The organism is Collinsella sp. TM10-22, assembly GCF_003466125.1.
Classification (GTDB): domain Bacteria; phylum Actinomycetota; class Coriobacteriia; order Coriobacteriales; family Coriobacteriaceae; genus Collinsella.
In genome coordinates this window covers 111632-132584 of the sequence record NZ_QSOC01000001.1, presented here as the reverse complement: position 1 = coordinate 132584, position 20953 = coordinate 111632, and the positions used below count along the sequence as shown (strand labels likewise).

Genomic DNA, 20953 nt, shown 5'->3' with positions numbered 1-20953 from the left:
CTTACTTTCCTTCCTTCGCGGGCTTGAAGTCGTAGGTGGGCTTCAACTTGCACTTTTTAACATCAGTGAAATCGAGGGTGACGGACTCGCCGTCCTCGAGCTCGAGGGTCACGTTCGTCTCGGTGGCGGCGGCAATCTTGCCGGCGTACTTGCGACGGCCCTCGGTGGCGGTGGAGGTGAGCTCGCAGTCCTCGCCCATAAAGCGGGCAAAGTCGCACGGGCGGCGCAGCGGGCGCGCCATGCCTGGGCTCGACACCTCGAGCGTATAGCTCGAAGAGATGGGGTCGAGCTCCTCAATCACATCGCCGACCCACTTGGTGTTGGCCGTGACGTCGTTGAGGGACAGGCTCTGACCCTCGGCACCCTCGATACGCACACGCACGCAGGGGGCCTTGGTGGCACCCACGAGCTCGACGTCGACGATGTCGACATCGTGCTGGGGAGCGACGGCCTCGAGCGCGTCGATGATCGCCTGCTCGGTCTTGGTCTTGACCATTGCGGCACCTCCATCCATACAAAAAAGAAGCGGGGCCGAAACCCCACTTCTTTCAATTACAACTTCATTTGCAAGCAAACTATACCAATACCTGCGGAAACACGCAAGTGCCGCAGAAACCCGCAGGTCAGCGTGCCCACAGCATCTCCACAAGAATAAGACAATTGACCGCAGGCGCTTTGGGCAGACAAAACAAAACGGGGGGGCAACCCAGCCGGATCGCCCCTCGTCGTTTATGCGTCAGCTATGCATGCAGCGTTTACTTGACCACCAGGTTGACCAGCTTGCCGGGCACGCAGATGGCCTTGACGACCGTCTTGCCCTCGAGCCACTTGGCGACGGCGGCCTCGGCGGCAGCCTGCATCTCCTCATTGGAGGCATCGCGGGCAACGTCGACGCGGCCGCGGACCTTGCCGAGCACCTGGACCACGATCTGCACCGTGTCCTCAACGGACTCGGCCAGGTCGAACTCGGGCCAGGCGGCGGTGTAGGCGTTGCCCTCGCAGCCGAGTGCCTCGTGCCACAGCTCGTCGGCCCAGAACGGGCAGATGGGGGCAAGGACGCTCACGATATCCTTAGCCACGCCGTAGCACAGCGCCTTGTCGCGGGCGGTACCCTCGGTGGCGTTGAGGTAGGCGCTCGCCGCGTTGACGAGCTCCATGACGGCCGAGATGGCGGTGTTAAACTGGCCGCGATCGAAGTCCTCGGTGCACTTGGCGATGGTGCGGTGACGCTCGCGATAGAGCTTCATCGCGACCTCGTCGAGCGCGGACTTGTCGAAGGCCACGTTGGCGTCGCTGGACTGGACGAGCTGCCAAACGATACGCCAGGCGCGCTTGATGAAGCGGTTGGCGCCCTCGACGGCCTTGGGATCCCAGTCGAAGTCCTTCTCGGGCGGGGCGATAAACAGGATCGCCAAACGCATGGTGTCGGCGCCGTAGGGTTCGATGACCGAGCTCGGGGGCACGACGTTGCCCTTGGACTTGGACATGGTGTCGCCGTTCTCGTCCTTGACCATGCCCTGGCACAGCAGGTTGGTGAAGGGCTCGTCCACACTCAGCAGGCCCAGGTCGCGCAGCGCCTTGGTAAAGAAGCGGCTGTAGAGCAGGTGCAGAATGGCGTGCTCGATGCCGCCGATGTAGTTATCGACGGGCATCCAACGGTCGGCGGCCTCGCGGGAGAAGGGCAGCTCGGTGTTGTGCGGATCGGTATAGCGCAGGTAATACCAGCTGGAGCAGGTGAAGGTGTCCATGGTATCGGTCTCGCGTTTGGCCGGGCGACCGCAGACCGGACAGGTGGTCTCGTAGAACTCCTTGCACTCGGCGAGGGTTTCGCCGGCGCCCAGGTCCAGGTTCTCGGGCAGCGTCACCGGCAGCTGATCCTCGGGCACGGGCACGATGCCGCAGTGCTCGCAGTGGATGGCCGGGATGGGGTTGCCCCAATAACGCTGACGGCTGATGAGCCAGTCGCGCAGGCGGAACTCGACCTTGCGACGACCGCAGCCCATGGCCTCGAGGTCGGCCACGATGGCAGCCTCGCCCTCGGAGTGCTTACCGCCGCGCATGCCGGTGTACTTGCCGGACTGGACCAACGTGCCCTCGGCAGCGTGGGCGCAATCCCAGTCGACGGTCTCGGCATGGAAGGTATCGATGGTCTCGCCGCTGGCCTCGACGGCAGCGCGATCGTCATCGTCCAGGATGATCGGCACGATCGGCAGGTCGTACTTGCGGGCAAACTCAAAGTCGCGCTGGTCGCCGCAGGGAACGGCCATGACGGCACCGGTGCCGTAGTCGGCAACGACATAATCGGCAACCCACACGGGGACCTTCTCGCCGTTGACGGGGTTCACCACGTAGCGGCCGGTAAAGGCACCGTGCTTCTCAAGGGTACCCTGGGCACGCTCGACGGCAGAGATATGCTTGGAGTCCTCGACGATCTTGGTGACGGCCTCCTCGTACTCCGTGCCCTCGACGAGCTCGTGAAGACCGGCGTACTCGGGAGCCAGGACAAAGAAGGACACGCCAAAAAGGGTATCGGCTCGCGTGGTGAAGACGGTGATCTTACCCTCGTCGCCCTCGATGGGCTCGCCGTCCTTGTCGCACAGGGTAAAGTCGACCTCAGCGCCCTCGGAGCGACCGATCCAGTTGGCCTGCATCTGCTTGACGCGCTCGGGCCAGCCGGGGAGCTTCTCCAGATCGTCGAGCAGCTCCTGGGAATACTCGGTGATCTTGAAGTACCACTGCTCAAGGTCGCGCTTCTCGGGCTCGGTGCCGCAGCGCCAGCACTTGCCCTCGGTAACCTGCTCGTTGGCCAGAACGGTCTTGCAGGTGGGGCACCAGTTGACCGGGTTCTTCTTGCGGTAGACCAGGCCCTTTTCCCACATCTTCTCAAAGATCCACTGACCCCAGCGGTAGTAGTCGGGGCTGCAGGTCTTGACCATGCGATCCAGATCGTAGGAGAAGCCCATGCGCTTCATCGTGGCGAGCGCCTGGTCCATGTTCTTATACGTCCAGGCGGCAGCCTGCGTGTTGTGCTTGATGGCGGCGTTCTCGGCGGGCAGGCCAAAGGCATCGAAGCCGATGGGATGCAGCACGTCGCAGCCGCGCATACGGGCCTGACGGGCCATGGCATCGCCGATGGTGTAGTTGCGCGCGTGGCCCATGTGCAGGTCGCCCGACGGATACGGGAACATCTCGAGCACATACTTCTTGGGCTTGCTGTCGTCGGTGTCGACGGCAAAGAGGTTCTCGTCGTCCCACGCCTTCATCCACCGGGACTCAATGGCCTGCGCGTCGTAAGCAGGGATCTCGTCCTTATGATCTGTGCAATCGCACATATCAGCTCCTTTAATCTTAGCTGGGGTCGGACGGCTTAGCTTTATTCGCTACTGCGGACAGTCCTGCGCAAGACGAAGAGCACATTAAGTGCTCTTCTTTGCGTGCGGAACTTGTAGCGAACAAAGCTAAGCCGCCCGACCCTAAGGTTAACTTGGTTGATGATAGCAAATACAACAAGCGAGATGTCTGCGACTTGCAGGCATCTCGCTTTATCTAAATAACGTGGTTGCGAGTCAACCGTTATTTGTTACCCGTCCTAGTATGAACGGGTTTTCCAGGTGCCGCAGATTGGGCCGAAAGAGGAGCGACGCGTACTTTGGTACGCGAGCGACGGTTTGAGGCCCAAGATGCGGTGCCTGGGAAAGCCGCCTAGCGGTACGTGACGCTCTGCTGGGAATCCTTGACAACAACGTCGTGGGCTCCGCCTTCGACGATGGAGGTGGAGCTGACCAGGGTCAGGCGCGCCTTTTCCTGGAGCTCGGGGATCGAGAGGGCACCGCAGTTGCACATCGTGGACTTGACCTTGTAGAGCGTGCCGCCCACGCCGTCCTTGAGGGAGCCGGCGTAGGGAACGTAGGAGTCGACGCCCTCGACGAAGCTAAGCTTCGCGGCGCCGCCCAGGTCGTAGCGCTGCCAGTTGCGGGCACGCGCAGAGCCCTCGCCCCAGTACTCCTTCATGTACTGGCCGTTGACGTTGACGCGCTCGGTCGGGCTCTCGTCAAAGCGGGCGAAGTAGCGGCCCAGCATCATAAAGTCGGCACCCATGGCAAGGGCGAGCGTCATGTGGTAGTCGTAGACGATGCCACCATCGGAGCACACGGGCACGTAGACGCCGGTCTCCTCGTAGTACTCGTCACGGGCGCGGCAGACGTCGATCAGCGCGGTGGCCTGGCCACGACCGATACCCTTGGTCTCGCGGGTGATGCAAATGGAGCCGCCGCCGATACCGACCTTGATGAAGTCGGCACCGCAGTCGGCCAAGAAGCGGAAGCCTTCGGCGTCGACGACGTTGCCGGCACCGACCTTGACGTCCTCGCCGTAGTTGGCACGAATCCACTCGATGGTACGCTTCTGCCACTCGCTGAAGCCCTCGGAGGAGTCGATGCACAGGACATCGGCACCGGCCTCGATAAGCAGCGGCACGCGCTCGGCATAGTCGCGGGTGTTGATACCGGCGCCGACCATGTAGCGCTTATCGCCGTCGAGCAGCTCGTTGGGGTTGGTCTTGTGGCTGTCGTAGTCCTTGCGAAAGACGATGCCCATGAGGTGATCGTTGTCGTCGACGATGGGCAGAGCGTTGAGCTTGTTGTCCCAGATGACGTCGTTGGCAACCTTGAGGCTGATGTTCTTGTCGCCCACGATGAGCTGCTCACGCGGGGTCATGAACTCGGAGACCTTCTTTTGGTGATCATCGCGGCTGGGGCGATAGTCACGGCTGGTGACGATACCCACGAGCTTGCCCTTGGGGGTGCCATCGTCGGTAACCGGCATAGTGGAGTGACCGGTCTTTTCCTTGAGGGCGATAACCTGCTCCATAGTCATGTCGGGAGTCAGCGTGGAATCGGACTGGACAAAGCCGGCCTTGTGATCCTTGACGGCCTTGACCATGGCGGCCTCGGACTCGGGGGTCTGGGAACCGTAAATGAAGGACAGGCCACCCTCGGTAGCGAGCGCGACACCCATGTCGACGCCCGAGACGGACTGCATGATGGCGGAAACCATGGGGATGTTCAGGGTGATTGCCGGCTTCTCACCGCGCTTAAAACGGGTCAGCGGCGTCTTAAGAGAGACGTTGTTGGGGATGCACTGCGAGGACGAGTAACCAGGGACCAGCAGATACTCCGAAAACGTGTGGGACTCACCGGGAAAGAACGTAGCCATGTTTCTCCTTTTTCCATGCGACCGGTCGGCTGCAGGCCTCGTAGGACCCAGCCCAACCTTGGGCGCCCAATACTGGGGAAGTATCTTAACGCACTTTGACTGCTACAATGCATGATTTAAGAAGAGCACACGAGGGCTTGACGCAGGCATTGCGTTTGCCCAGCAAACACTTTAGCGGGAAGACGTGGGGCACATGGAGCACAAGACGGCGGCGCGACTGGTCATTCAATCGTGCGACAACGATCTGCCGGGCGTGTTCGGCCACGGCCGCGTCTTGCTGCTGCAGGGTATCGCCCGCGAGCACTCGCTCAACCGCGCCGCCAAAAGCATGGGCATAGCGTATTCCAAGGCCTGGCGCATCATAAATGAGGCCGAAGGACAGCTGGGTTGCAAGCTCATCGAGCGCGACGGCGCCCGCGGATCCACGCTCACCCCCGCCGGCGAGCGAGCCGTAGCGGTCTACGAGGGCCTGCAAGCAGAAATCAACCAAGCGATCGCCACCAAGGCCAACGACCTCATCGCCAGCATCAAAGAGTAGCTAATTTGGGACGGGGCTTTTTTAGCTACCCATCCAGAGCATTCTTGACTCATAGCCAAAAATTGACATTGGGTAGCTAAAAAAGCCCCGTCCCAAATTAGCTACTTGCGGAGGGCGTGGTCTAGGGTGGCCGCTACTGCCAGAGGATCGTCGATGCCGGCGAAAAGGCAGATGGTACTCCCCTGCTTGCCGCGTGGAGCAGAAAGGCGCGTCGCGGCGCCGCCGGCAGGCGATGTGCGAAACTCCCCCGGCAAGGCATCGAATAGCTCGCCAGCCGTACGGTCGATAAGGTCAAACTCGACTGCCGGACCAAAGCCGTGTTCGAGGATTCCCGTTGCAACCGCATGGTCGGGATGCGAGGTTAGCCCGGGATAGCGCAAGTTGCGCACCATCTCGTTTGCGGCCAAGTACTCGGCCAGCGCACGGGCGCGATCGAAGTGAGCCTGAATGCGAGCGTCGAGCGAGGAAAGCCCACGCTCCAGCACATCGGCCTCGTCAGCAGGCAAATCAAGCTTAGCCAAGCCGCAGCCCTCAAGCAGGGCATGTGCGCACTCGGCAGCAGCATCCACACGATGGCGCTTGAGCTGCGAACGCGCCACCGAAGCGGCAACGAGCTTGCGCGGAGCTTTGCCGGCGCACACGCGATCGAGCGCCTCGAGCGACAGCGCAGCACCCAGCCGCAGCGGATCGCAGCCAAAAGCAGACGCCACGGTGTTATCTACAACAAGCAGCGCGCGGGCTTCGCGAGCCGCGCGGCCCAGAGCACGAAGATCGGGCACGCGCAGGCCAAACCCGCCAATGGAGTTAACGAACCACCACAGATGCGGGCCCGCGACATCAAACGAAGCGTCAAAACCCACGGACGCAGCAGCAAACGCTGCAACCGACAGCTCCCCCACCATAGCCACGTTGAGGGCATCAAAGCCGTGCGCAAACGCATCGACAAAGTCATCGGCAAACGCAACTAGGCGGTCACCGGGGCGCACAATCCCCAATTGCGACAACGCTGCTGGCACATGCGAGGCCGTGAGCAACCGCGCTTCACGCGCGCCGGTCCTCAAAACCCAGGCCTCTTCTAGCTGCTGTACGCCCATACGGCACCGTCCCCTCAAAACAAAAACCCACGCTGCGGGTGTTCCCCGCATCGTGGGCAACGGCTGCAGTATAGCGCCGATATGAGACGAATCACCTAGATGATGAGCGTGTGATAGTTCACGCTCGCACCCGGAGCGTCAACGGTCACGCCATAGGCCTCGGGATAGATGCGTGTCGAAAACACGAGCGCGCCATCGTTCACAAACACCTCGACCGACGAGACATCGCCAACAACGCGCACGTTACGAACCTCGTCGACGGGCTCCCAGCGCACGGTACGACCGCAGCCGGCAGAAGCGCGGCCTTCATCGGCAAATCGCATCTCAAAGCGCGCGGGCAGCTCGCCCTCGGCGGGCACAAACGCCAGCTTCAGCTCGTCATCAACGGTCGCGGTAAACGCGTCGTTGACACCGTCGACAACAACGTCAAAGCAGGTATCGCCGGCAACCTCTAACGAGCCCACCCCCACACGCACCGAGGCATAATGGCGCTCGATCTCGCGCGCCGGCTGCTGCAGCACCACGCCGCCGGCACCGGCTGTAAGCTCACGCGGCACCGTCATGCAGTGCTGCCAGCCGCACACCACGGTGGGCGCGTTGCCATAGGTCGGCTCATCGGGCATGCCCATCCAGCCGATCAGCATGTGGCGACCGTCCTCGGCCGTGAACTCCTGCGGAGCATAGAAGTCAAAACCGGCGTCCCACAGGCGGAACTCGCCCAGCTCATAGGCACCGTCGCCGCCGGTAATGTCGCCTGTTACAGGCATGTAGCCAGCAGCGTATACGTTGCCGCGGTCCCAACGACCGCCTTCGAGCCCCTGGGGAGAGAAGGACAGCCACTTCGCCGGCGCACCGCCATCCGCCTCAAGCTCAAGGTATCCCGGGCACTCCCACATAAAGCCAAAACGCTCGGGCGTAGACACACGGCTCTCGAGTTCCCAGCTCAACATATCGGCCGAGCCATACACCAGGATCTCGCCCACATCGCGCCCGGCACCCTCGCCGTGCATCGCACAAAAATGGCTTTCGATATGCGGTCCATCCACGCGACGACGGGCGCCCAGCACCATGTGATAACGCCCGTCCGCGTCACGCCACACCTTGGGATCGCGCACGTGGCAGGTCAAATCCTCGGGATAATCATCGGACGCCAGCACCACGCGCTTTTGGCTGAACTCCCGACCGGCAAGACCATCAATGCTCTCGACATAAACAGTATCGGCTCGTCGACCGGTATTGACGTAGTCGTACGTGCCGTCTGCATCGGAAAGCTTAACGTTGCCCGTGTACAGCACGCGAATGCGGCCGTCCTCAGCAAGCGCGGAGCCCGAATACACGCCATGGCAATCGAACGGCTCGTCGGGCAGCAGCGGGGCGCCAACGTAGTCCCACGTCATAAGGTCGCGGCTCGTCGCATGACCCCAGACCTTAACGCCACCCTCGACATCAAACGGCGCATATTGAAAATAAGCGTGGAACACGCCGCCCGCTTGGCAAAGACCGTTGGGGTCATTGAGCCAACCCGCCGGCGGCATAATATGGAAGTGCTGGCCATACGCGCCATGACCGCACTCAGAGGCGGCAGCGTCAACAGCGGCAACCAGCTTTGCAAGGTCGCGACCAAGTGCATTAGACATATCAAAGTCCTAACGGATCGAAAGTTACAAGGCACCAGAGATCGGCGCCAAATGATGGAAACGCCCGCGAGCATACAACCCGCGGGCACCCCCTCAATCAAAAGCCCTTAGGCCTGCTCGGAAGCCTTGGGCTCGTCCTTGTACAGGACAAACGAGACGCCAAAGGAAACCAGCGCGGCGACCGCAAACATGATCGCGTACTGCACGGGCTGGGCCAGGCACAGCAGGATACCGAAGATACCGGTAACGCCCGTGCCGGAGGCAGCCAGCGAGGTGAGCGCGCAAACCAGGGCACCGCAGCCGCCGCCGATGCAGCCGGCGATGAAGGGCTTAAAGAAGCGCAGGTTCACACCAAAGATGGCAGGCTCGGTAATGCCCATAAAGGCGGACAGAGCCGAAGGAAGCGCCAGGCCCTTGATCTTGGCATCGCGGGTCTTAAAGGCAACGGCAAGCGCGGCGCCACCCTGGGCGATATTGGCAGCGCTAGCGATGGGCAGCCAGTAGGTCACGCCGTACTGGGCGAGCTGGCCCAGGTCGATGGCGGTGTACATCTGGTGGATACCGGTAACGACCGTGGGGGCATAGAACAGGCCGACGATAAAGGAACCGATGCCGAAGGGCAGGGTCAGCAGGGTCTGGATCAGACCGAGGATGGCGTTCTCGGCCCAAACAAAGATGGGGCCGACGGCAACGAGCGTCACGAGCACGGTCACGAACACCGAGACAAGCGGGGTCACAAAGAGGTCGAACATCTCGGGGACAACCTTGTGGAGACGCTTCTCGAGGAAGGCGAGAATGGCGCAGGCGATAACGATGGGAATCACATGGCCCTGATAGCCGACCCACTCAAAGCTGTACACGCCGGGGATGACGGTGACCATGGTCTGCACGCCCTCGGAGGCAACCGTGTAGGCGCTCTGCAGCGAGGAGTTGATGAACGCACCGCCGACGACGGCACCCAGGTACGGGTTGGCGCCAAAGGCCTTGGCGGCGGAGTAGCCGATCAGGATCTGCAGAATGCCGAAGGACGTTCCCGAGACCAGGTCGGCGATCTTGTAGATAAAGTTATTGGTGTCGAGCGCGATAAAGCCGTTGGAGGCCATAAAGTTGAGGGCGCTCATGATTCCCAGCAGCAGGCCCGAAGCCACGATGGCGGGGATGATGGGGACAAAGACGTCGCCGAGTACCTTAATGGCGCGCATAAAGATGTTCTGCTGCTGCGCCGCGGCCTCCTTGACCTCGGCCTTGGTGGCAGCCTCGACGCCACTAAGCGCGATGAACTCCTCGTAGACCTTGTTGACAGTGCCGGTGCCAAAAATAATCTGAAGCTGGCCCTGAGCCTCAAAGACGCCCTTGGCGCCGTCGACGTTCTCGATGGCCCCCTTGTTAACCTTGGCGTTATCGGCGATCACCAGGCGAAGACGCGTAGCGCAGTGCGCGGCCGAAACAACGTTGTCGGCGCCACCGACGTTGTCGAGCACCTCTTGGGCTGATTTGCGGTAGTCCATGACTTCCCTTTCCTCCAACGGGTGCATTCGCACCCGGCCATCTTTGACACTTATACTGTAATCGTTTTCATAATAGGGTGAACGGTAGGAAAAAGCCGGCGAAAGGTAGTTTTAAGGCAAAAACAGGCGACTCAGAGGCAGACAGACGTGCCCAAAACCTAGACATTCATAAGCTGATGGCCGAGCTTGAGCGTCTTGAGACCGCTCTCCCCCTCCACGCCATCGAGCGTGTTGAGCAACATATTGGTCGCCTCGACGCCACTGGTCAGGTAGCCATAGTGCACGGTGGGAATGCCGCCCGTCAGCGCGCGCAAAAACGCGTTGTCACCAAAACCGCTTACGCGGTGCATGCCCTCGCCCACGCCGCGAACCTCATCGATGGCACGCAGCGCACCCGCCGCCATGGTGTCGGTCGCGCAGGCGATAAACGAAACATCGGGAGCGACGGAAAGCAGTTCACGCGCCGCACCATAGCCCGAGTCGAGCGTAAAAGACCCCTGGCGAATCAGGCTCGGATCAAGCGCCACGCCCGCGGCGCGCAAGCCGGCCTCAAAACCGCGACGGCGGTCATAGCCAGCAGCGCGGTCCTCCTCGGTAACTCCAATGTAGGCAATCTTGCCATCCACGCGACCCGCAAGCGCATGACCCAGCTCAAAGGCGGCCTCGTAATCGTCGTGATAGACGCACGCCGCGCCCTCAACATTCTGACCGATCAGCACGATGGGCACGCGGCACGACTCAATCGCCCGGCGATGCTCGTCGGTAATCATGGTTGCCACCAGCACAATGCCATCGACCGGGTGGTTTTGGAATAAATCGAGGTATTCGAGCTCGCGATCGGCAGCGTTGTCGGTATTGGCAAGCAGCATCTGGTAGCCACGGCGACCGAGCACCTGGCCAATGCCGGCGGTAATGCGGCTCACGGATTCCGAGTTAATCTTAGGTACGATGACGCCGATGAGCTTGGTGGAACCGGTGCGCAGCGCGCGAGCCTGGCTGGACCGCACGTATCCGGTCAGCTCAATCGCCTGCTTAATGCGCTCGCCCTTGTCCGTCGATATGTAGCCACCGTTGAGGTAGCGCGAGACGGCGGCGCTCGAAACGCCGGCCAGCTCGGCCACATCTTTCATCTTTACCACGAGTACCCCTGTCGTTGAAATCGCTTTCACCATAATACCCGTGAAGACGGCATGCGAACCAAATCGGCCCACTCAGGTCGAGCAAACGTCAGCGAGCGGGCAGCTGCCGTGGCGAGGTGCCGCGAAAGAGGAGCGAAGCGTACTTTATGTACGCGAGCGACGGTTTGAGCGGCAGATCGCCCGGCAGATGTTCGCGCAGCGTCGACCGGTCCGGCGTTCGGTAGAACGCCGGAAATAGTTAGCCGTGGTACTCGCCGTTGTACTTGATGAGCGTCAGGTCTTCCACGCCGTCGAGCGCGCGGATGGCGTCGGCATAGGGCATATCAACGCCGTCCGAGAACACCTCGACGGCCATCTCGACCTTGTCACCGCGCATGATCTTGGACTTGACGGTGAACTTGGTGCGGCCAAAGGCGCGCACAATGTCGTCGCCGGCGGTCTGGCCCGTGTAGTGGATGACCATCATGTACACGCGCGCCTTGTCCTGGTGGCTCGCAAAGCCGGCAATCATCACCACAATCACCACCGCCGTGAGCCCCACGAGCGCATACATGCCGGCACCCGCCGTAATGCCCGTGGTAATGGCCCAAAACAGATACAGCAGGTCGAGCGGGTCCTTGACCGCCGTGCGGTAGCGGACAATAGACAGAGCACGGTACCTTCGTCCATCACCCACGGCTCACGCTCATAGTCCACGATGGCCCACGGGCGCATCATGTTGTAGATGCACTCGATGTAGAACTCGCGACAGAGCGGATAGGGGCTCCTCAGCAAAAAGCCGTAGTCGCCAGCCAGAATCTGCTCAAACTCACCGCGTGTAAGTGGCGCGTCCTCCTTGTAGATCCAGCTGCCGTACTTCTTTTTGCGCTCGAGCTTAATCACCTTGTCGCTGCCGTTATAGATTTAGAACAAACGAATACCCAAACCCCTCTTAATCGCCTTATTCAAAACGTCGTTAAGTCGCTTAGGCCAATTCGAAATAAAGAATAGACAAGTGCAGCATGCGCAAAATGAATCATTGTTCAGACGATCAATCTCGTTGAGCAAAAGTTCAGAATGATTGATGTCCGCCACAGTCGCAGCTAAGTCAGCCATACACTCGTTTGCATTTTGCGTCGCCTGTTCATTAGTTAACCATAGCGACCTCAGGGCATGAACGGCAATAATGCAAGCAAATGTATAGCCATCAATACGCCCAATATCCGCAGGCGAATCTCCCCTCCTGGCAACCCAGTCCTTGTAAGATCGCTGGCCAAAAATCACATCTGAAGGAACAAGGGCATCATCCAGAGAGAAAAACTTCGAGGAATCAAAATCACGATATGCTTCAACCGATGGATAGCTTAGATATAGCTGACCCATATCAGTGCTGTCGCAGTAATAGTCTTGCATTAGCTCAAGCCGCTTAAAATCGAGCCGATTGTCCTGAGGATCTAAGTCAAATATAAGCAAGGTGTCTGTAAAACTGGATTCGAGAAGCTGGGCCGCATCATCTTTATCCGAAAGAAGCTCTGCGACAAAGGATTTAAGATCAATGGACTCGAAATCGCAACCGCATTCTTGAAAGAGCTTGTCTAGAAAGTCATGAACATTAATCTCGACAGGAACAATTTGATGATCATCTGCGAGGCTAAAAGAATCAAACATGCGCTCCATCAGCTGAGGCTCGCGTTTAGCACCTTCGACAATGAGCAGGACGTTCTTTACGGACGCATTGTTCATGACTAGTCAAACTCTCCGGCACGGAGGAGCTTCTCGATGTTGTTACCAAGCCTCAACTCGCGATCGGTGGAATCGGCCAAAGTTCGAATGCCCCCTTTTGCAGAGATTTGATAAACGCAGTCAGGCCTCATTACGCCATTCTTAACAAGCGAGGTATTGTGGGTCGAGCACAGTATCTGACACGATGCCTTTGAAGCAAAGAGCTTCAAAAGGCTCTCTGCCATCTCAAAGTGACAAAAAGCGTCAAACTCATCTATGAACAAAAAGCTGGCCGACTCGTTAAGCTCAAGCTCAGAGAACAACTTAACCAGAGTTCTTGTACCGCTAGAACATGCCTCGACAAACGGGATGCATCGCATGGGATGATTGAAATACAGAACAGGTAAGCCGTCGGACTCTATAATAACGATCAGGGACTCATCGACTCCAAAATTGCGAATAAATGACTCGAATTCCGCGACCTTGTTCTCGCGTATGATCTTGTCGATTACCTTTCTTGTTTCAAACCCTTTCAATCGAAAACTATCCATGCGAATCAGTCTCATGCGCGAGACAAATCGGCGCAACTCCGCCAAGACGCCTAAAACATTAGTTGGAAGACTGCTCGTTATGTATGAAAGAAGGCTCAACGAGGTATCGGAGAATTCAAAATTGATCCCAGCAGCACCGATTCGTTCAAGATGGTTCTCTTCGAAAACGCCGCTTGCATTATTGAATTCGAAAATTCGCTCCCCATCAATCAATAGGGTCTCGTGAAGCCAAGTAGTCGGAGAAGTCTTCTCATAGCAGTAATTGATTTCGCGACCGTCAAATTCAAAGACATAGGTGAACTGTGCCGTACCTCGCCCGCAGTCAGCATTCAAAAACAGACGATCATCCTGGTCAGAATAATCGAATGCCTTTGGAAAGCCGAGTGTAATGTCGAATAAAGCTGAACCGAAATTCGATTTACCAGACGCATTTCTGCCGATCAAAAGTGCAGTTTTCACGGTTCCGTTTTTAACGTTATTTTCTGCAAACTGGTAATCGCGAGAAGCTGCGAAATTAAATGAAACCGGAGTCGAAAAATTCCTATAGCCATCAACAGTAAAACGCTTAAGCATGAGAGTCTCCTATCTCTTGCCGTAATTATATTACGGCAAGAGATAGGAGACCTGCATCAATTACGTAACTACTGGAAAAGTCACGTAGCCAAAGCCCATCCGAACCATGAAAACCTACCGCGAGGGCCGCTCAAACCAGAAGTATGCGGCAAATTCCAGACATTTCGACCACACTGGATAGTGACAAAGCTTCTACCTGCGGTTTTGTTTCTTGAAAAGGGCGGCGTGCTCGAGAGTTCCGAAATTTGCCGCATACTTCCGTCGAGCGGTTCCGGAAGTGCGGTGAAAAACAGAGAGCTGTCGACCACACCCCGGTTTTGGGCATCAGCGACCTGCGGTTTTGTTGGTAAAAATCCGGGTGTGCTCGGAGGTTTCCGATTTTTCCCCGCACTTCCGGAAAACACGACAACACCAAGCACCCTAAAACTGAAGACGCGATAAGAGACCCCTCAGAAAACAACCTTTTGAGCAGATCGACCTAAATCTCCCGAACGACAAGTCGGCCTTCGAGCATGAGCTTGTGTGCAAGGTTGTTGCTACGTCCGGCAATACCAAGCGAAGCGCCATAGTAATCGAGAAGGGCAAGTACCTTGGCCACCTCTGAGTCGCGAACACTCTTGGCGTAGCTTGAGTATAGGAAGACCAGGCTGGTATGCCCGTTATACAAATCCACCGTGCTAAAAATAGACTCAAAATACGAATAATCGGCTCGCGAAAGCGAATGGCCAAAAAAGACTATCGAAGATGTCTTAAGACCATCCCCTCCCCTTTGCGAAGGATAAGCAATCGAGCCACTTGGAACCCCTCGGGCAGACTTCAATACACGATATGTCTTGGTAAATGGGAGGATATCCCGATTATCCAAATTGCCGGAACCGTCGATTCCAAAAATGCATTCACCATCAAGCGTGCCGTGGATATTGACAAGATCGGCATCCCCAAACCGCTGTTTAAGCCACCGATATGGAGACGTATAGTTAAAGTTGAGAACAGTCACCGCATCATCGGGCACACCATCGGGCACCACGGTATGCTCAATCAGCTTGCGCATTAAGTTATCCGAACAATCTGAATAGCCATCGTTGCGAGCAACCTCATCTTTGAGATAGCAATTGAAGTAGTGTTCCATACGCTCGAGTTCCGACATGAGGATGGAAGATAACTGCCCCTCGGGATCCTCAAGGACCCGAGGGAACGCATGGGCGAGGTAATGCCCCACACGCTCGGTCCAAGGATTGGGCTCGTGTCCCAAAAGGCGAGCACCCTCTCTCAATAGAGCAGAATATACCTCTGAGTCATCCGAACTCTCCGAATCTTCAATGCTCAGCTCAGAAAGAACCCCTTGATTACCATCGTCAATGCCGTCTCCAAGCCGTTCGATCTCGTCGACCCGATTCTCGATGTAGTCACTTACATTGAGAGCGTTCGCTTCATTTGCTATATAAAAGTAGTCCTGCAGAGAACCGAACGAGACGGCATAGTCGGATATCATTACGCCCTCATCGTCGATGCCGTCCTCGGGCAGGTTGATGCCAAACACATTGGCAATAGCCGTCTCGACATCGCACCAGTTCACGTTGAAGGCTCTTGCCTCCATGTCCTTCCGGCTTCTAAGGATTAGATCCCAAGCAGTCAGGCCTCTCGCTTTGATGGCTCCGTAATCACAAGCGCCCTCTTCCGAGACAAGAGAATCTATGACCTTCATTCGAGGCTCAAAGAAATCCTTAAACGAAGACGCCAGGCCACAGGAAAGATCGAAACCGTTGCCAACCACTATAAGATGATGATTGCGGCATCTCTTCCCATCATCCTCACCGGTAAACCTGATATCTTCTGCACTCACATTAGTCCTTAATACACCGTTTAGACTCATTCTCAGTCAGATAACGCTCAGGCATCCAGACCATTCGGATGTAATTAACGATTTTATGTCCGCCAACCTTGGCGTAATAAGCCCTCACAATAAGCATAATGAAGAAAGACGGCCATCCAAAAGAACGGCCGCCTCTCCGTAGGACGTAGGCCCGTAGGTTGACTACGTCAATACCAACTATTTACTCTATCGTCCAGGCTCCAAGGGGTCAATTCAATTTAAAGAGCGGCACCGTAAACATCGCTGTCCTGACTACCAGACGATTGATCGAGGAGTTCAGGTACGCCGACGGCTGAATCGGCATCGTGAGGTATGCCTGCTTTGAGCGGCCGCTGGATCGCAGGGGCAATTCTGGAGATGACATTATCCAGAACGATTCCATGCAGCCATCTCACGCATGCTGTAAAGAAATCGACAAAAAAAGAGGGCCGACGCATCAACCCTCTTCAGGTGTCGCCCGAAGGCTTCCACCGCAATTGGCTATATTTTAGTCGATATCCTATGTTTGTCTACGGGCCCAGCACCAAAGAATGTCATCTCCATCTTTAACCTCCATCTTTAGCTACTGCTTCTTAAGAAGCAGCTATATAGCTACGAAGTGCATCCATCTTGCTCCTAGCCCCAGTCTTTACTATTTTATGAAAATCTGAGGAAGACAGGGAGCCGTGCAAGTCTTCCAGCACGCTAGAGTAGTTCCGAATTAACTGATAGCACTCAGTTTTGGAAACCATCATCTTTCTGAGCAGATAGACAATTAGGACGACATAATCAGAAATAGTTGAAAAATCTATCGAGGGAACGCCAACCTCGGATGACAGCATCTGGCCAAGCTGATTTCCCACTTTTGCCCTTTTAAACCTCACGTCATAAACAGCGCTATTATGAGCGATTGCGTTACGAAGGTCCTTAAGAACGAAGATAGTACGTTCGAGAAGCCCGGGACCGTCGTAATTGTTCGGAAGCTTTAGGTCATCAGATATGCTCTGTCTAACCGAGCCCTTTAAGCACGAATAGAAAACACCGAAGTTTCCTAGAGTCATGACCTCGAATAGCGCCCAAATAGGCAAGGGTTTATCGCTGTCATAAAAATGCCTAACAACAGGGTTCTTGGAGTAATTGTACTGAATTAATCTATTGATTTCCGTGTTGAGCTGTCGCTGAGATTATCGACGCAAGATAGGAACCATTAGTCCCAAAGACTAAATCGTTTAAGTCACTTCCCCCAACAAGACAACGATTCAGAGAGTCAACCTGTTCCGCTACGAGAGGCCAAACGAGTTTCCCGCCGGTCGGTTCACAACTACGGAAGGCCACTGCGAATTGTGATGACAGTGGGAAATAAACCGCCACAGGGTCCGCATCGGATGTCGACATCCATTCAGCGTGCAGCGGAAAAGACGTAGCTATGAACTCACAATTATCAGGCGCCGCAAAATATGTGACGTTCATCGGTTTCAGTATATCAACTATCTGCATCAAAGGCGCACGCTCGTCCGTGGAGAATAGCGCGGCATCCATTATTGCCATTTCCACAATAGCCGGAAGATCGTCCTTAAGCCCCATGACTTCAAGCGTCTCAAGATCGCTGACGGTCAAAGTTTCCTTTTCAAATAGAAACGGAATTAAAGTTGATGCTTTTTTCCGTTCCGGACCAAGCCATTTTGGATGGCGAACAACAAGAGAAGCAATGAATGCGATTAAGCAATCAATCAGCTCAACCAGGCGTGCAGTGCCGATAAGCTCACCATCGTCTAAACACCCAAGAAGCTCTTCGTACTTTGGGGCCAAGCGTGACTCCACCTGGCTGAGCATATCTTCGATGGCGCCCTCCTGAAAATAAGTACTCTCCGAACGGCTTTTTACCTCATGCAAGTACTTCTCGAAGCAAATACCATCTGGTTTGCACCTAATACTCTTCCTGGCTTTCCATTTTCAATCCGAATAACGGAGAGCATCGAGTCAGAAGCATCAAAATTCTTGAGATAGAAGCGCGGAATATAGTGTTGGTTTTTGACCATCGCTTCCTCCAAAATACAACGCAAAATCAATGGCTACCGACCGCTCAGACGCTTTATCTTCCTGTAAATCTTAGCCTCATCGGGGGCAATCGGATCATTAGGAAACGCCTGTTGGGCTCTCGCCACGTAGGAAAGAAAGTTCCCATAGCGAGAAAATGTAGAAGTGTCAGCATCACCCGAGGGGCATAACCTTCTTCCCTTAATACCGAGCGGTGAATAATGTTGATACAGGGCGGAGACGCGCTTTTTTGATGCGCGCCTTCCCTCCCCCTGATTAGAGCGCGCAATCGCACTGGCTGCCTCACGGAGACGCTTGTGGTACCTTCCAACCGTAGACTGTCGAAGTCTTACAACGCGCCCGTCAAAGTCAAACCCCAAGAAGCTGACTTTCTGTGCCGGATGTGCACCGGAGTACGAAAGGACCTTACCCGTACGAACGCTTTCAAAATCAAGCTGAGCAACCCCGCTGCTATCAACCCGGAATGCCTTGGTTTTCTCAGGCTGAAGTTTAACGGAATCAACACCGGCCATTAGATTGATGGCCTCTACAAGTGCATCAAAGCCAGACTTTGGAACGGCAATAATAAAGTCATCGCAATAACGAAGATACAAGCCACCAACCCGTTCAACGGCAAGCCTGACTTTCATGTCGATATCGGCCATATAGATGTTAGCGAGCACTCCGCTTGCGGCAAGACCCTGAGGAATTCCCAGCCCAATACCCGTTCGCTTCCACGGTCTGGTGATGACCTTACTTTTGTTTGCAAGAAACTCCGCTTTTGGCAAGATAACATCCAGCTTATTAAGTTCACGGATAGACTTAAACCGAAGTTCGATAGCCTCGTCACTGATCGTCTTCTCCGAAGTAAGATCGATTGCCGACCATGGTAATTCATGTCGAGCAGCCAAATCAGCAATAGGCCAGCACGAATAGCGAAGGATATTTTTAATAACTTGATAGTGATCGTCCGGCAAGCGTCCACTGGGAAACAACGAACGCAACGACGCTATTAGATGGGCATGATTTAGGTTGTCGAAGAAGCTCTCGAAATCACCCGTAAGCACAAAAGCCGAATCTTGCTCACGCATATAGTCGAATGCCTTTTTAGCTGAGGAAATATTGCTGCCAGCAGTTACGGCGCTGTCTGATGAAAGCGAAGAGCGGTACGCTACGGCAACCTCATTAAACTCTTCGGCAATAGCCTTCTTGTTATATAAGTCCGACCACAGATAAGAGTAGTACTGGAAGACGCGGTGATCGAAATGCGAGGCATAAGCGATATTGCGAACTTTGCAGCTTCGCTTACCTCCACGATACCGAACAGTAATGATCTCGTTGGAAATTAGAGGGTAGAACGCATGATGAGAAACGTACTCTGAATCTAAAATCTTGGCCTGAACTTCGGCAAAAGAGGCCCTATGATCGAAATGGGCATATGAACTTTTGGAACTATATCGAGGAATACGAGCGATATCGAACTCGGCCAAAATACCCCCCAAATAAATCAACCTGTCCGGATCAACAAGCGGCGGCTAACCCTCCCCGGACAGGCTAATCAAAGGCGCAGCAAGTGCAACCAACGCTTTCGCGGCCACCTAAAACAATGCTTGCCTATGGCATACTAGACGAAAGCGAGGAATTGGTACTTATGACCATCGAGGCTCTTATCCAGCTAGCAGCAGGCAACGCTGGTGTCAATGTTGCGAACGTCGGAATTTCGTCGTTTGCGATATTGACAGCAGTAGCGTACCCCATCGCCAACTCGCGATGGGCGGTGATTTTTATTCCCCATTCTCGCTTTGCTTAAACAGGTTATAAGAAATCAGCTCATGCAGTTAACAGCGCCTTGATGCACACCCAATTGTCTTGACGGCGATGGCATCGAAAATGCTGGTGCGCCCCTACGGATACAAGCGCCTCCCCATCTAATGCATGTACACGGTCCGCGAAAACAATATCGCCGACAACACCGTGAAAATCCCGATGTGCATAATCCAGGAGTTTGGATGCGCAGACGGGTGGATTGGCATTGCTCAGTATGGCCGCTTCGCACTCCTCGCCGACGGACACATCGCCGAGGGCGAAGACATCTACGCACAGCGAGGCCGAGGACCAACTCCCCTCCCCAACATCCCCCAGAAAGTTCGCTGATGTAGACTGGGGTTCCCGTAAAATAAACCCCAACAAAATATGTGCGGAGTGCTGGCCTGGAGCTGCCTTCGGACCCTATTCGCTGCCCACCGAGAGGCTCCGCTATGAAACGACCCCTTTACTACCTGTTCTGCGCAATCGCGTGCACGTCCATGGTCAGCGCAACAATGCCTATGGCAGCCATTGCGGAAGCCATTCAGCCTCGAGCGACAACCGAGCAGCAGGCGCAAGCCGACGCCACGAGCATCGACACAGGCAAGGCTGAAGACGGCACCAACACAAATACGACAGCAGATACCGAAGAGGACAGCACCACAACATCAACCGGCACCAACGCCGTCAATGCGGAAAGCGCTGACGCCACCGCCGCCGCAACCAACACGGCCACCACAGCCCCCACCCCATCCCTCCGCGCCCAAACCAACGGCACGCCCGAGGCGATCTCCGTTGCAGCAGAAACCGGCTATGCCCACTCCGCCACGGCAAGCCAAAACGGCGTCACCTTCACCGTATCGTGGAACGACGCCCCCGCGGGCACCGCGACGACCTTCCACGTAACCCAAACCAACGGCTCGTCCCAGGCCAAGGCGCGCATGGACGTACCCACCTATTGGGACGGCGGCAGCCAGGAAAGCGTCTGCGACCCGTCGCGCCAGGCATGGGCCAGCTACTACAGCCTTCGGGCCCGCGCTCGCGATCGGGCCCAAAGAATCCACGTGGGACCACAATTCACTTGCATGGAGCTAGCGAAGGTGCCTATCCCAAATCAGAAATGGTAAAACCAGCAGCAGTGCGATGCAGAGGGGCGCGGCCAGCAGGGTGGCCACGCCCGAGTTGATGCGCTCGCGAATTTCTTGGGAGCTCAAGAGATGAGCTCGTTCACGCGCTTTTGCACAGACGCATAGAGGCTTCCGAGCTTCTTTGAATAGCAGGGGCGCGCCGGCGTTTGCCGGCG

The 20953-nt window shown here is 56.2% G+C and carries 18 protein-coding genes; 3 read left to right on the top strand and 15 right to left on the bottom strand.

The genetic code is table 11. From position 1 onward, the window contains the following. Position 1 precedes the first annotated feature (1 nt). The 3 genes from rimP to DXD94_RS00610 all read right to left on the bottom strand — a co-directional run bounded on the left by rimP (position 2) and on the right by DXD94_RS00610 (position 5214). Positions 2-496 carry a ribosome maturation factor RimP gene (gene rimP, locus DXD94_RS00620; protein ID WP_117742809.1) on the bottom strand — a complete coding sequence of 165 codons (495 nt, stop codon included), beginning with the start codon at positions 494-496 and terminating at the stop codon, positions 2-4. A 259-nt stretch (positions 497-755) separates the two neighbouring features. Further along, a complete protein-coding gene (gene leuS, locus DXD94_RS00615) occupies positions 756-3332 on the bottom strand; it encodes a leucine--tRNA ligase (protein WP_117762900.1) in 2577 nt (858 codons plus the stop codon). Between the two features lie 370 nt (positions 3333-3702). Further along, on the bottom strand, positions 3703-5214 hold the full coding sequence (locus DXD94_RS00610; protein WP_117758167.1) for an IMP dehydrogenase: 1512 nt from the start codon (positions 5212-5214) through the stop codon (positions 3703-3705). Between the two features lie 193 nt (positions 5215-5407). Here DXD94_RS00610 and DXD94_RS00605 point away from each other — a divergent pair, with 193 nt between their 5' ends. Further along, entirely contained in the window at positions 5408-5752 is a 345-nt protein-coding gene (locus DXD94_RS00605; RefSeq protein WP_117762899.1) for a winged helix-turn-helix domain-containing protein, read from the top strand. Between the two features lie 101 nt (positions 5753-5853). Here DXD94_RS00605 and DXD94_RS00600 read toward each other — a convergent pair whose 3' ends face one another. The 12 genes from DXD94_RS00600 to DXD94_RS00540 form a co-directional block, all read right to left on the bottom strand. Next, entirely contained in the window at positions 5854-6846 is a 993-nt protein-coding gene (locus DXD94_RS00600) for a PLP-dependent transferase (RefSeq protein WP_158564765.1), read from the bottom strand. A 95-nt stretch (positions 6847-6941) separates the two neighbouring features. Further along, the gene (locus tag DXD94_RS00595; RefSeq protein ID WP_117762897.1) at positions 6942-8483 is read right to left on the bottom strand and encodes a glycoside hydrolase family 32 protein; all 1542 of its coding nucleotides are present in this window, start codon (positions 8481-8483) and stop codon (positions 6942-6944) included. A gap of 107 nt (positions 8484-8590) precedes the next feature. Then, positions 8591-9991, bottom strand: coding sequence for a PTS transporter subunit EIIC (locus DXD94_RS00590; protein ID WP_117762896.1), 1401 nt, complete (start codon positions 9989-9991; stop codon positions 8591-8593). Positions 9992-10149: 158 nt separating this feature from the next. Next, on the bottom strand, positions 10150-11121 hold the full coding sequence (locus DXD94_RS00585) for a LacI family DNA-binding transcriptional regulator (RefSeq protein ID WP_233505273.1): 972 nt from the start codon (positions 11119-11121) through the stop codon (positions 10150-10152). 247 nt (positions 11122-11368) lie between these two features. Then, complete coding sequence (locus DXD94_RS00580; RefSeq protein WP_199568315.1) at positions 11369-11806, bottom strand: DUF4956 domain-containing protein; 438 nt, start codon at positions 11804-11806, stop codon at positions 11369-11371. 227 nt (positions 11807-12033) lie between these two features. Continuing rightward, a complete protein-coding gene (locus DXD94_RS00570; RefSeq protein ID WP_117762894.1) occupies positions 12034-12852 on the bottom strand; it encodes a hypothetical protein in 819 nt (272 codons plus the stop codon). A 2-nt stretch (positions 12853-12854) separates the two neighbouring features. Beyond that, entirely contained in the window at positions 12855-13955 is a 1101-nt protein-coding gene (locus tag DXD94_RS00565) for an ATP/GTP-binding protein (protein ID WP_117762893.1), read from the bottom strand. Between the two features lie 478 nt (positions 13956-14433). Further along, positions 14434-15798, bottom strand: coding sequence for an AbiH family protein (locus DXD94_RS00560; RefSeq protein WP_158564764.1), 1365 nt, complete (start codon positions 15796-15798; stop codon positions 14434-14436). 602 nt (positions 15799-16400) lie between these two features. Continuing rightward, positions 16401-16955: an Abi family protein gene (locus DXD94_RS09950; protein WP_370448114.1), complete on the bottom strand. Its 555-nt coding sequence runs from the start codon at positions 16953-16955 to the stop codon at positions 16401-16403. A gap of 4 nt (positions 16956-16959) precedes the next feature. Then, complete coding sequence (locus DXD94_RS00550; RefSeq protein ID WP_117762890.1) at positions 16960-17739, bottom strand: DUF4238 domain-containing protein; 780 nt, start codon at positions 17737-17739, stop codon at positions 16960-16962. Beyond that, a complete protein-coding gene (locus DXD94_RS09945; protein ID WP_117762889.1) occupies positions 17688-17846 on the bottom strand; it encodes a DUF4238 domain-containing protein in 159 nt (52 codons plus the stop codon). Before DXD94_RS09945 ends, DXD94_RS00550 begins: the two co-directional genes overlap by 52 nt. A gap of 33 nt (positions 17847-17879) precedes the next feature. After that, positions 17880-19334 carry a reverse transcriptase domain-containing protein gene (locus DXD94_RS00540; RefSeq protein WP_117762888.1) on the bottom strand — a complete coding sequence of 485 codons (1455 nt, stop codon included), beginning with the start codon at positions 19332-19334 and terminating at the stop codon, positions 17880-17882. Positions 19335-19495: 161 nt separating this feature from the next. Here DXD94_RS00540 and DXD94_RS09625 point away from each other — a divergent pair, with 161 nt between their 5' ends. Continuing rightward, positions 19496-19654, top strand: a complete 159-nt coding sequence (locus DXD94_RS09625) for a hypothetical protein (RefSeq protein WP_158564762.1) — start codon at positions 19496-19498, stop codon at positions 19652-19654. A gap of 448 nt (positions 19655-20102) precedes the next feature. Beyond that, positions 20103-20777, top strand: coding sequence for a hypothetical protein (locus DXD94_RS00530; protein ID WP_117762886.1), 675 nt, complete (start codon positions 20103-20105; stop codon positions 20775-20777). The last annotated feature ends 176 nt before the right edge of the window (positions 20778-20953 follow it).

Coding starts and splice junctions, on each gene's coding strand:
- rimP (WP_117742809.1), bottom strand. CDS start 496: ATGGTCAAGACCAAGACCGAGCAGGCGATCATCGACGCGCTCGAGGCC.
- leuS (WP_117762900.1), bottom strand. CDS start 3,332: ATGTGCGATTGCACAGATCATAAGGACGAGATCCCTGCTTACGACGCG.
- DXD94_RS00610 (WP_117758167.1), bottom strand. CDS start 5,214: ATGGCTACGTTCTTTCCCGGTGAGTCCCACACGTTTTCGGAGTATCTG.
- DXD94_RS00605 (WP_117762899.1), top strand. CDS start 5,408: ATGGAGCACAAGACGGCGGCGCGACTGGTCATTCAATCGTGCGACAAC.
- DXD94_RS00600 (WP_158564765.1), bottom strand. CDS start 6,846: ATGGGCGTACAGCAGCTAGAAGAGGCCTGGGTTTTGAGGACCGGCGCG.
- DXD94_RS00595 (WP_117762897.1), bottom strand. CDS start 8,483: ATGTCTAATGCACTTGGTCGCGACCTTGCAAAGCTGGTTGCCGCTGTT.
- DXD94_RS00590 (WP_117762896.1), bottom strand. CDS start 9,991: ATGGACTACCGCAAATCAGCCCAAGAGGTGCTCGACAACGTCGGTGGC.
- DXD94_RS00585 (WP_233505273.1), bottom strand. CDS start 11,121: ATGAAAGATGTGGCCGAGCTGGCCGGCGTTTCGAGCGCCGCCGTCTCG.
- DXD94_RS00570 (WP_117762894.1), bottom strand. CDS start 12,852: ATGAACAATGCGTCCGTAAAGAACGTCCTGCTCATTGTCGAAGGTGCT.
- DXD94_RS00565 (WP_117762893.1), bottom strand. CDS start 13,955: ATGCTTAAGCGTTTTACTGTTGATGGCTATAGGAATTTTTCGACTCCG.
- DXD94_RS09945 (WP_117762889.1), bottom strand. CDS start 17,846: ATGGTCAAAAACCAACACTATATTCCGCGCTTCTATCTCAAGAATTTT.
- DXD94_RS09625 (WP_158564762.1), top strand. CDS start 19,496: ATGACCATCGAGGCTCTTATCCAGCTAGCAGCAGGCAACGCTGGTGTC.
- DXD94_RS00530 (WP_117762886.1), top strand. CDS start 20,103: ATGAAACGACCCCTTTACTACCTGTTCTGCGCAATCGCGTGCACGTCC.